This is a genomic window from Vibrio sp. 10N.222.55.C6, assembly GCF_041473395.1.
Classification (GTDB): domain Bacteria; phylum Pseudomonadota; class Gammaproteobacteria; order Enterobacterales; family Vibrionaceae; genus Vibrio; species Vibrio crassostreae_C.
Genome location: NZ_JBFRSD010001162.1, coordinates 1 through 318, shown reverse-complemented (window position 1 = coordinate 318; position 318 = coordinate 1). Strand labels below are relative to the sequence as shown.

Here is a 318-nt window from a genome sequence, read left to right as displayed (position 1 = left end):
GAAGAATCACTTTATCAAATAGAATGAACAGCCCTGGTGTTAGGAACATTGAAAGTGCCACAACCAGCGACAATGTTTGAACGATGTCAGCAGGTAATACGTGGTTTTGAGCTGAGAAGCTTAGTAGTACAAAACCAAACTCACCGGCTTGCGCCAAGCTCAGTGTAAACAGCCAACGGTCACTGTTTTTGATTTTGAAGATCAATGCCAACGTAAATAGCACCAAGGCTTTAAGAAGCATAACGCCAAGAGTGAGGCCAATGATCAAACCAAAGTCGTTGAATAGAACATCAAAGTTGATGCCAGCACCAACGGTAA

At 42.8% G+C, this 318-nt stretch carries 1 protein-coding gene; it reads right to left on the bottom strand.

The window, feature by feature from the left end:
* On the bottom strand, positions 1–318 hold a 318-nt coding region (locus AB4486_RS27995; protein WP_372120084.1), incomplete at both ends, for a cation:proton antiporter.